The sequence below is a fragment of the Leisingera sp. SA32 genome (genome assembly GCF_056033425.1).
This window is the reverse complement of the sequence record NZ_JBVYHB010000033.1, coordinates 2501-12492: the sequence shown is the minus strand read 5'-3', so window position 1 is coordinate 12492 and position 9992 is coordinate 2501. Positions and strand designations below refer to the sequence as shown.

At 56.0% G+C, this 9992-nt stretch carries 6 protein-coding genes, 1 tRNA gene, 2 rRNA genes and 1 pseudogene; 4 read left to right on the top strand and 6 right to left on the bottom strand.

The window, feature by feature from the left end; genetic code table 11:
- The 3 genes from AC0IPL_RS21995 to AC0IPL_RS21985 form a co-directional block, all read left to right on the top strand.
- Window positions 1-549, top strand: a 549-nt coding sequence (locus AC0IPL_RS21995; protein WP_474277437.1) for a type I restriction enzyme endonuclease domain-containing protein, incomplete at its 5' end; no start/stop codon positions are given.
- A gap of 27 nt (window positions 550-576) precedes the next feature.
- A complete protein-coding gene (locus AC0IPL_RS21990; RefSeq protein WP_474277434.1) occupies window positions 577-1323 on the top strand; it encodes a hypothetical protein in 747 nt (248 codons plus the stop codon).
- Complete coding sequence (locus AC0IPL_RS21985) at window positions 1310-1906, top strand: hypothetical protein (protein WP_474277431.1); 597 nt, start codon at window positions 1310-1312, stop codon at window positions 1904-1906. The genes AC0IPL_RS21990 and AC0IPL_RS21985 overlap by 14 nt, the downstream gene beginning before the upstream one ends.
- 143 nt (window positions 1907-2049) lie before the next feature.
- Here the strand turns inward: AC0IPL_RS21985 and AC0IPL_RS21980 are convergent.
- From AC0IPL_RS21980 to AC0IPL_RS21970, 3 genes are all read right to left on the bottom strand, one after another.
- Window positions 2050-3209 (bottom strand): IS3 family transposase gene (locus AC0IPL_RS21980; RefSeq protein ID WP_474277428.1). Its coding sequence is split into 2 segments (ribosomal slippage): window positions 2050-2960 and window positions 2960-3209, totalling 1161 coding nucleotides; the frame shifts between segments, so codons are not numbered across the junction.
- 93 nt (window positions 3210-3302) lie between these two features.
- Window positions 3303-4322, bottom strand: a complete 1020-nt coding sequence (locus AC0IPL_RS21975) for a recombinase family protein (RefSeq protein ID WP_474277441.1) — start codon at window positions 4320-4322, stop codon at window positions 3303-3305.
- A 289-nt stretch (window positions 4323-4611) separates the two neighbouring features.
- Entirely contained in the window at window positions 4612-4890 is a 279-nt protein-coding gene (locus AC0IPL_RS21970; RefSeq protein WP_474277426.1) for a recombinase family protein, read from the bottom strand.
- A 490-nt stretch (window positions 4891-5380) separates the two neighbouring features.
- Between AC0IPL_RS21970 and AC0IPL_RS21965 the strand changes: the two are divergent.
- A pseudogene (locus AC0IPL_RS21965) lies at window positions 5381-6195 on the top strand (IS3 family transposase); the annotation flags it as partial.
- Between the two features lie 216 nt (window positions 6196-6411).
- On the opposite strand, the gene AC0IPL_RS21960 reads toward AC0IPL_RS21965, so the two are convergent.
- The 3 genes from AC0IPL_RS21960 to AC0IPL_RS21950 form a co-directional block, all read right to left on the bottom strand.
- Window positions 6412-6488, bottom strand: a tRNA-Met gene (locus tag AC0IPL_RS21960).
- 45 nt (window positions 6489-6533) lie between these two features.
- Window positions 6534-6648 (bottom strand): 5S ribosomal RNA (gene rrf / locus AC0IPL_RS21955).
- Window positions 6649-6843: 195 nt separating this feature from the next.
- Window positions 6844-9673, bottom strand: a 23S ribosomal RNA gene (locus AC0IPL_RS21950).
- Window positions 9674-9992: the final 319 nt, after the last annotated feature.

The window sequence follows — 9992 nt, the reverse complement described above, 5'->3', positions numbered from 1 at the left end:
CCTGGTTGTCCAGCACCAGGCGCACCGCACGCTCGCGAACCTCAGAAGAATACTTGTTTGTTGTCTTGCTCATTGTGGCTTCATCCTACTCAGGAGTTGAAGCCTCCGGCAAACCCGGTGCGGTTCACCAAGGCCTTCTCAGAGCGCCTTGAGGCCGCTGTAGCACGCTACCACGCCAACGCTATAACTAGCCTTGAGATGATCCAAGAGCTGATCAACATGGCCAAAGACATGAAGGCCTCAGTGCAGCGAGGAGAGGACCTCGGCTTGGGTGAAGAAGAGCTCGCATTCTATGATGCGCTCGCTCAGAACCAAAGCGCGGTTGAAATGCTTGGCAATGAAGAACTGCGCAAAATTGCTCATGTCCTTGTCGAACAGCTTCAGCAGAATGTCACCGTGGATTGGCACTTAAAGGAAAGTGCGCGTGCAAAGCTGCGTGTGCTGGTCCGCCGCATTCTGAAGAAATTCGGCTATCCACCCGATTTGGCCCCGGTCGCGATTAACACCGTGCTTGGCCAGGCAGAAACCCTTCTCAAATGGAGTGCCTGATATTGGTTGTGACCAGGAGCAAGACTGATGTTTGATGCGGTAGTGGCCCGCAAGGCGCGGCTGATTTCAATTATTGATGGAGTGGGAAAGCAACCGAGAGAGGATCTAATAACTTCAACGCTTTTCGGAACTCTGAGATTTTTGTTGCCTGAGGCACGGGCAAAAGCGCTTCAAGTGATCTGCGACCACAAATTCGTGGGGGATGTACAGATCCACCTTTGGCCTTTTTTTAGGGGAAACGGTAAAAGTGCCGAGCCAGATGTAGTGCTTGAGTTCAATGCAGAAGGACAGCGCGCCTATTGGATCGTAGAGGTGAAATGGGGCGCTGCTCTCGGAGAAAATCAGGCAGAACGTGAGATCCTAATGGTCAAAAGCGGAAGCTGCCGACGTGGTAACATAGTCGAAGGAAAGCGAAACCTAGTCGGCTACACACTCCTCGGTGCCGAAAAGAAACATCAGAAGACTTTGGAAGAAATCGAACTCAAATATTTTCAAGAGCACGTTATAAAGAACATATCCTGGAAAGCGACATGTGACAGCCTCAGACAGCTTTGTGATACCGAACCCGACCCTGGACTAATCGCATGGGCAAGACTTGCAGCCGACTTTCTTGCAGGTGAACCGCAGGGTTTCGTCCTCGGACCATGGCCGGAGATGAAGACGCCCGGAGAGTGTAGATTTTTGTTTGATGATGAGAACAAATTCCAGCTACAAGCCCTCCCCGCCGTTTTACCAACTACTTATTACTTTAGAGAAACAGATGACCAACACTGATTGCATCCTCTGGCAGTCCGCCCAGAACGTTCAACTTGCCCAGCAAAACCTTGATAAGCTCTATCAAGCCTTCCAAGAGATTGTATGTAGCACTAGCGACTTAGTTATCGAGTTCGCACACGATGATCAGCCCCAAGATGTTTTCATTCAATCAGTTTGGAATTCATACTTCTTCATCAAAAAACCCGACCACTCAGACGCAGAGATCTATGGAACGTTAACTCTAGCGATACAACTCACATCAGACGAAGGCTACGAGAATGAGTGGGTTAACGGCAAGCGATCAAAGGTGCTCATCTGCTATTCCGCTATACCTGGTGAAGGACAGGGTTGGATGTTCTCCACCCAAGCTCCTAATACAGCGGGGTATTTTGAGGGTTGGGTTTCGAAATCGCTATACTGGGCACGAGACGATGTGAGCGATCCGAGCTGGTTCTACGCGCTGCCGTTGGACCACCTTACAAATTTGACTGCGGTTCGTGACCTCATTGTAACTCCCGTCCACGAAATCCTACGCGGGGGCAAAGTCGAGGAGGTGCTAATGAAAATCGAGAACGCGCTCTGCCAGCCGCCGTGTGCGTGATTGTGGTGTAGGACCTGCTCTTCTTACAAGATGATTTGGGGTCAAACAACAATGAAGACTGCGTGCATTGGGTGGTACACATGGGTACACTTGCCTCAAAATAAAACCCAATGTATATGACCTGCCCCCCACTGGTCCCTCGTTCATGACGAGAGTCTGCGGGTTTGATTTTGGTAGTCGTCGGTTTCGGGCTTGGCAAGCGCGCCGGGCGCGGAGCCCTCAAATTGCTCAAGCGTCCGGCGCGCTTCGGCCGGTGTTTTGTTCCCGAGCGATGAGTGCGGCCTGACGGTGTTGTAATCATAACGCCAGAGCGCCAGCTTCCGGCGGGCGTCGTCCAGGGTGTCAAATATCTCCTCGTTCAGCAGTTCGTCGCGCAGGCTGCCGTTGAATGACTCGATAAAGGCGTTCTGCTGCGGCTTCCCCGGGTCGATATAGTGCCACGGAATTGCGTTCTGATCGGCCCACCTCAGAATGGCCCGGCTCGTGAACTCTGTCCCGTTGTCGCTGACTATGCATCCGGGTTTACCGTAGATCCGCACCAGCGCATCCAGCTCACGCGCAACACGCGCGCCGGAGATGCTGGTGTCAGCAATCAGGCACAGGTTTTCGCGGCTGCAATCGTCTATCACTGCCAGGATGCGGAATTTCCGGGATGCCCCGAAGCTGTCAGCCAGGAAGTCCAGAGACCAGCGCGCATTGGGATACGCAGCCTCCGGCATCGGGGAGCGCGTTCCACGGGCCCGCTTGCGGCCGCGCCGCCGCTTCACTGACAGCCCTTCTTCCCGGTAGAGCCGATACAGTTTCTTGTGGTTCATTCTCATGCCCTTGCGCTCAAGCAACACGCCAATCCGGCGGTAGCCGAACCGGCGCCGCTTTCCGGCGATCTCCTGCATCTCCTTGCGGATCTCAGGGCAGTCCGGCGGGCGTTCGCGCCGGACTGTCTTTGGGTCGACACCGACAAGCCGACAGGCCCGGCGCTGCGAGATGCCGTGATCCCGCATCGCCTTGAGCGCCGCCTCTCGCCGCTTGGCCAGCGTCGTCAGTTCTTTCCCAGAAGATCCTTCAGAACCACATTGTCCAGCATCGTATCGGCCAGCAGCCGCTTCAGCTTGGCGTTCTCGTCCTCCAGCGCCTTCAGCCTCGCGGCCTCCGACACCTCCATGCCGCCATACTTGGACTTCAGCTTGTAGAACGTTGCCGGGCTCAGGCCGTGCCGACGGCACACCTCCGCTGTCGGCATCCCGGCTTCCTGCTCTTTGATCATCCCGATGATTTGCGCCTCGGTGAAACGGCTCTTACGCATTCGTCTGCTCCTACATAAGTTGGGCAAACTCTACTTCATGGTGAGGGATTTTGCGGGGGGCAGGTCATATACAGCGCCTTATGGAGCAATATCTCAAATCCCTCCTCCGCTACCACCACCCCCCACTTGGAAATCAGGGTTTGAGATCAGGGCGCTCATGCGCCCCCTGACTTCGACGGGAATCCCATCGTCCTCCGCCGGAGACACAATGATTTCCGAGACCAGAGTCCGGACTGCATCCCGAGCTTTTTTGTCAGGCTGACCATCAGCGGAGGTAAGCGACGCCGCCAAGTCGCGAAGAGCCGACGCATAGCGTGCTGGTGTAGCCGGGTCGAAGGTAACTCCTTCGTCTACTTCGTCCAGAGCCGCAAGCTCCGCCTCCGCCGTACGGAGGCCGTTCTTGGCCTCCAAGATCTTCGCTTCGCGCTCCACGCCATCCAAGACTCCGCGCTCGTAGAGGTTCAGAGGACGCTCGAACAGATTCCGTGCTTCTGCGACCGCGCGCTGCAGCTTGCCCTGGTCGGCCTTGCCAATGTCGGCCATGGCCTTCCGCTCCTTATCGTAGGCAGTAATATATTCCTCTATGTAAGCAGGGTGCAGCAGATGCTCATGAAGCGTCGAGAAGATCTCACTCTCGATCCGATCAAGGCGAAACTTACCCAAGTTTCCGCACAACCCACTCTCGCGAGACGTCGAGCACGCAATCCTGACCGCACTTCCCTTGCGGTCATGGATTGCCAGGCCACCGCCGCAACAGCCGCATTTCAGAAGGCCGGAGAATGGACGAGCGGGTGCCCGGGTCGACTTCCCTGCTGACTTTTTATTGGACTGCTGCGAGAGCCGCTCTTGGACAGCGTCCCAGTGCTCTTCGTCAACAATCCGCAGATGCGGCACCTCAGCGTATTTCCAAGCCTCACGAAGCTTCACACGGCTGACGCGCTTGCCGGTGGCCGGGTCGAGCACCATCCGTACCCGATCCCAGACCAGAACGCCGGCGTAGATGGCGTTGCGAAGGATGCCGTAGCCCCGGTCAGCGCTGCCGTTCAGAGTAGATGCGTTCCACTTCGTACCCCTCGGTGGCAAGATACCCTCTGCGTTGAGATCGTGGGCGATCTGCCGGGGGAAGTCCCTTCTGCGTATTCATGGAAAATCCTCCGAACCGCTTCAGCCTCATGCTCTTCGATGCTAAGTTCGCCCGGCTTCCCGGGAACCGGGGAATAACCGTAGGCCTTGCCGCCAGCACTCAGCCCTTCGCGGATGTTCCCAGTCAAACCGCGATGGATCTTTTCACGGAGGACCTTGAGGTAGAGCGTGCCCATGAGGCCGCGCACGCCAATCTGTATCTCGTTCTGCACACCCTCGTTCGCCGAAACGATGTCGACCCCGCTGAAGCGCAGCAGTTTTATACTTGATGGAGATCGCCTGAGTCCCGGCTGATGCGATCGACACATTCGACCACGACGGCATCGAAGCTCTTGGCGCGGGCTGCTTCAAGCAACTGAGCGAGACCAACTCGACCGATGAGCGTTTCGGACGTCATAGCCCGGTCTTCGAAGACCGCCACCTCGCCATAACCTTCGCGTCTCAGATAGCTTCGGCAGAGCTCCACCTGATCTTCAATGGAGCGGTCCGATCGGAGGGAGGTCGAGTATCGAGCGTAGATTGCGGCACGTCGTTGCATCTCGGCATTTCCTTCGCGTCTTCTCTTGCGGCCGCCCCGGCCAAAGCGCGGACGAGTTCCAGCAATCCCGCGTCCTGAGCGTCAGATCGCTTTCGTCCTAAAGAGTTGGGCGCGTTGAATTCATTTGCGACAGTGGTTTGAATCGATTCTCGGGTCATCATCTGGCTCGCTTTCTTGTGTAGGCGAGCTGCATTTCTGATCACAACTGAGTTTTCGGATGTTGGTTTGAATGCCCCCCCTCGTCGGCGCGGCTAACGAGACGGTCGAGCAGCCATCAACTTGGAAACGAGAAGCGAACGCGATAGGGCCAATGCGAACCAGTTTAATTATTGGCGTGTCCCTCCGTCCCAAGCGGCCCGCCAACGTGTGAAAAAACGGCCCGGTTTCCGCCGGGCCGAATGGAATAATTCAGACGCGCAGCTCGGCGGCGAGCTGGACCGCGTCGCACAGCGCGACAACCTCCGACAGCCGATTAGCGAGGTCGTAGAAGGGTGTCAGCATCGCGCTGGCTTGTCGGGCATTCGATGTCAGCGAGACCTGCTATCGATACAGCCCGAAGCGGGATGACGAAAACGAGCAGATCGCCGATCTGCTGCTTGGGCTTACGAAGGCGAGGAAGACCCGGGGCTTCGGGCTGTGCTTTCTGTATCTGCGCAATGTCCAAGGCCACGTGTGGAATCACAAGCGCGTCTACAGGATCTACTGTGAGCTGGAGCTGAACCTGCGCCCCTCTCGGGACATCCCTGCGGGATGCCCTGCCGGGTGACAATCAAGCCACACAAGCGCCTGAAGCGGGAGAAGCCCGAAGAGCTGCCTGTGCCTGCGGCACCGAATGAGGTCTGGTCAATGGATTTCATGGCGGACCAGCTGGGGAAATGGGCGTCAATTCAGGCTGCTGAACGTCCTCGATGACTTCAACCGTGAGGGTCTGGGCGTCGAGGTCGACTTCTCGCTGCCCGCGGAACGCGTCGTCAGGGCACTGAACCAGATCATCGAATGGCGCGGTGCGCCCCGAACCATTCGGGTCGACAATGGCCCGGAATACGTCAGTGGCACCGTCATGGAATGGGCCCAAAACAAGGGCATCGCCTTGGCCCACATTCAGCCGGGAAAACCGCAGCAGAACGCCTGCGCGAGCGCTACAACCAGACGGTCCGGCATGAATGGCTGGACCTCCATATCTTCGCAACCATCGACGACGTGCAGCAGATTGCCACCGAATGGCTCTGGTCCTACAACAATGAGCGCCCGAACATGGGCAACGGCGGCATGACGCCCGCACAGAAACTGAAGATGGCCGCGTAAATTCTACGACCAAGCCCCTGCAAAAATGGGGGGACTACCGGGGGCTGGTGGAGCGGATCGTGCTGACGCCCTCGGCGGAGGGCGCTGGCCTGGACCTGACCCTGGAAGGGGATCTGGACGGGCTGTTGCGGCTGGCAGCCGGTGCGGAAGGCGCGAACACGAAGAAGGCTCCGGGCGGTGCGCCAGAAGCCTTTGATATTTCTGATGAGTTAGTGTTGGTTGCGGGAGCAGGATTTGAACCTGCGACCTTCAGGTTATGAGCCTGACGAGCTACCTGGCTGCTCCATCCCGCGTCAGGTTGATTTTCTATCGTTGAGAGAGGATTTGGATTTTACTAGGTTTGGCGGTGACCTACTCTCCCAGGGCTTGAGCCCAAGTACCATCGGCGCGACAGTGCTTAACTTCCGGGTTCGGGAAGGGACCGGGTGTTTCACTTGTGCTGTAGCCACCAAACCGAGAAAAATCCAGCTGCCTTCGGCAGGTGGATTTGGCGGCAGGCAGCGTGTTTACGAAGTAAACATGCGTTGCCGCACCTGAGTTATGTCACGAGACATTTCCACATGCGGAAGGCGTTACAATCAACGTTGTCCAAGTGTTTGTTCGGGATGTTTGCTTATTTGGTTCCGGCAACACTGTCTGTTACTGGATCAAATCAAGCCTATCGGGCGATTAGTACCGGTCAACTGAATGCATTGCTGCACTTACATCTCCGGCCTATCGGCGTGGTGGTCTTCCACGGCCCTCAGGGATACCTTGTTTTGAGGGGGGCTTCCCGCTTAGATGCCTTCAGCGGTTATCCTGTCCGATCATAGCTACCCAGCACTGCTATTGGCATAACAACTGGTCCACCAGTGGATCGTTCACCCCGGTCCTCTCGTACTAGGGGCAACTCCTCTCAAGTATCCTACACCCACGGCAGATAGGGACCGAACTGTCTCACGACGTTCTAAACCCAGCTCACGTACCTCTTTAAACGGCGAACAGCCGTACCCTTGGGACCTGCTCCAGCCCCAGGATGAGATGAGCCGACATCGAGGTGCCAAACACTGCCGTCGATATGGACTCTTGGGCAGTATCAGCCTGTTATCCCCGGCGTACCTTTTATCCGTTGAGCGATGGCCCTTCCACGCGGGACCACCGGATCACTATGGCCGACTTTCGTCTCTGCTCGACTTGTCAGTCTTGCAGTCAGGCTGGCTTCTGCCATTGCACTCAACGAGCGATTTCCGACCGCTCTGAGCCAACCTTCGCGCGCCTCCGTTACTCTTTAGGAGGCGACCGCCCCAGTCAAACTACCCGCCACGCAGGGTCCCGGATCCGGATAACGGACCGCGGTTAGATATCAAGAGTGCGAAGGGTGGTATCTCAAGGGAGGCTCCACCGGAACTTGCGTTCTGGTTTCGATGCCTACCACCTATCCTGCACATCACAATCCTGATACCAGTGCGAAGCTGTAGTAAAGGTGCACGGGGTCTTTCCGTCTAACCGCGGGAAGCCTGCATCTTGACAGGCAATTCAATTTCGCTGAGTCGATGTTGGAGACAGCGGGGAAGTCGTTACGCCATTCGTGCAGGTCGGAACTTACCCGACAAGGAATTTCGCTACCTTAGGACCGTTATAGTTACGGCCGCCGTTTACCTGGGCTTCAATTCGGAGCTCTCACCCCTCCTTTTAACCTTCAGGCACCGGGCAGGCGTCAGACCCTATACGTCGTCTTGCGACTTCGCAGAGCCCTGTGTTTTTAATAAACAGTCGCCACCCCCTGGTTTGTGCCCCCGGATTCCACTTGCGTAGGACCCGGGCCTCCTTCTCGCGAACTTACGGAGGTATTTTGCCGAGTTCCTTCAACATCGTTCTCTCAAGCGCCTTGGTATTCTCTACCAGTCCACCTGTGTCGGTTTAGGGTACGGTCTGAAAGGAGGGCTATTTCCAGGGACTGCTGAGCAGCCCACTCAATCCGATAAGAGTGAACTACCTTTGCAATCCGTCACCACTCCACGGCCCAGGAATATTAACCTGGTTCCCATCGCCTACGCCTTTCGGCCTCGGCTTAGGGGCCGGCTTACCCTGCTCAGATTAGCTTTAAGCAGGAACCCTTGGACTTTCGGCGAGAGTGTCTCTCACACTCTTTGTCGCTACTCATGTCATCATTCTCGCTAGTGATCTCTCCACGGGATCGCTCACGCGCCCGCTTCATCGAAAGCCTCTTGTCTCCAATCTTCCCGAGGGAAGTAAGGAGACATGAGACTATGTCACACTACGCTCTGCTACCATGCCCTATGGGCATCCTCGGCTTCGGCTCATGGCTTGAGCCCCGTTACATCTTCGCCGCAGGACGTCTTATTTAGACCAGTGAGCTGTTACGCTATCTTTAAAGGATGGCTGCTTCTAAGCCAACCTCCTGGTTGTTTTGGACATCCCACCTGCTTTCCCACTTAGCCATGAATTGGGGGCCTTAGCCGGAGGTCAGGGTTGTTTCCCTCTCCACGACGGACGTTAGCATCCGCCGTGTGTCTGCCATCTAGTACTCCCGGGTATTCGGAGTTTGGTTAGGATCAGTAAGCCTGTGGGGCCCCATTACCCATCCAGTGCTCTACCCCCCGGGGTATTCGGATGACGCTCTACCTAAATAGATTTCGCAGAGAACCAGCTATCTCCGAGTTTGATTGGCCTTTCACCCCTAGGCACAGCTCATCCCGATCTTTTTCAACAGATGTGGGTTCGGTCCTCCAGTGCGTGTTACCGCACCTTCAACCTGGCCATGCCTAGATCACTCGGTTTCGGGTCTGATCCCACGAACTCATGCGCCCTATTAAGACTCGCTTTCGCTGCGCCTCCGCCTAGCGGCTTAAGCTTGCTCGTGAGACCAAGTCGATGACCCATTATACAAAAGGTACGCTGTCAGCCCTCAAGGGGCCTCCAACTGATTGTAGGCGTTCGGTTTCAGGTACTGTTTCACTCCCCTCGTCGGGGTGCTTTTCACCTTTCCCTCACGGTACTGGTTCGCTATCGGTCAGTAAGGAGTACTTAGCCTTCGGAGGTGGTCCTCCGATCTTCGAACAGGATTTCACGTGTCCCGCCCTACTTGATACGTCCCTCAGAGCTTCGAATACGGGGCTATCACCCGCTATGGCCATGCTTCCCAACATGTTCTTCTCACTCATCAGGCTCGGCTGGTCCGCGTTCGCTCGCCACTACTAACGGAGTCTCTATTGATGTCCTTTCCTCCGGGTACTTAGATGTTTCAGTTCCCCGGGTTTGCTCTTAAAGACCTATGTATTCAGTCCTTAAGTACCTGGTTAAGCCCATTATAAGCAGCCTTGCGGCTATTATAACAAACTTTCAGGTGGGTTCCCCCATTCAGAGATCCATGGTTCAAAGCCTATTCCCGGCTCCCCATGGCTTATCGCAGGGTATCACGTCTTTCATCGCCTCTTACTGCCAAGGCATCCACCAAACGCCCTTCTCGCGCTTGATTTGATCCAGAAAGAGAGAGTGTTACGTCTCGCGGCACCGGAAGCTGGTAAGAAACCGGCGCCTCTTTTTCTGAACCAAAAAGCAAACTATCCCGCTCCCGGTCATGTCGGTGACCAGGAACTTGTTGCGCATTCTGTCGAATGCGCGGGTTAGTGTACTTGACTTGGACAACACTGTCGTTTCAGCCGGGCAGACCCTGGGACGTCTGAGGAAACATGACGTATTCCAAGGCTCGCATCAGATCCCGAAGGACCATCCGCACCCCACTGAGGTCAATCCCACACTCGGGCGACCAACAGTATTGTTGATTGTATCTCTCT

Coding starts and splice junctions, on each gene's coding strand:
- AC0IPL_RS21990 (WP_474277434.1), top strand. CDS start 577: ATGTTTGATGCGGTAGTGGCCCGCAAGGCGCGGCTGATTTCAATTATT.
- AC0IPL_RS21985 (WP_474277431.1), top strand. CDS start 1,310: ATGACCAACACTGATTGCATCCTCTGGCAGTCCGCCCAGAACGTTCAA.
- AC0IPL_RS21970 (WP_474277426.1), bottom strand. CDS start 4,890: ATGCAACGACGTGCCGCAATCTACGCTCGATACTCGACCTCCCTCCGA.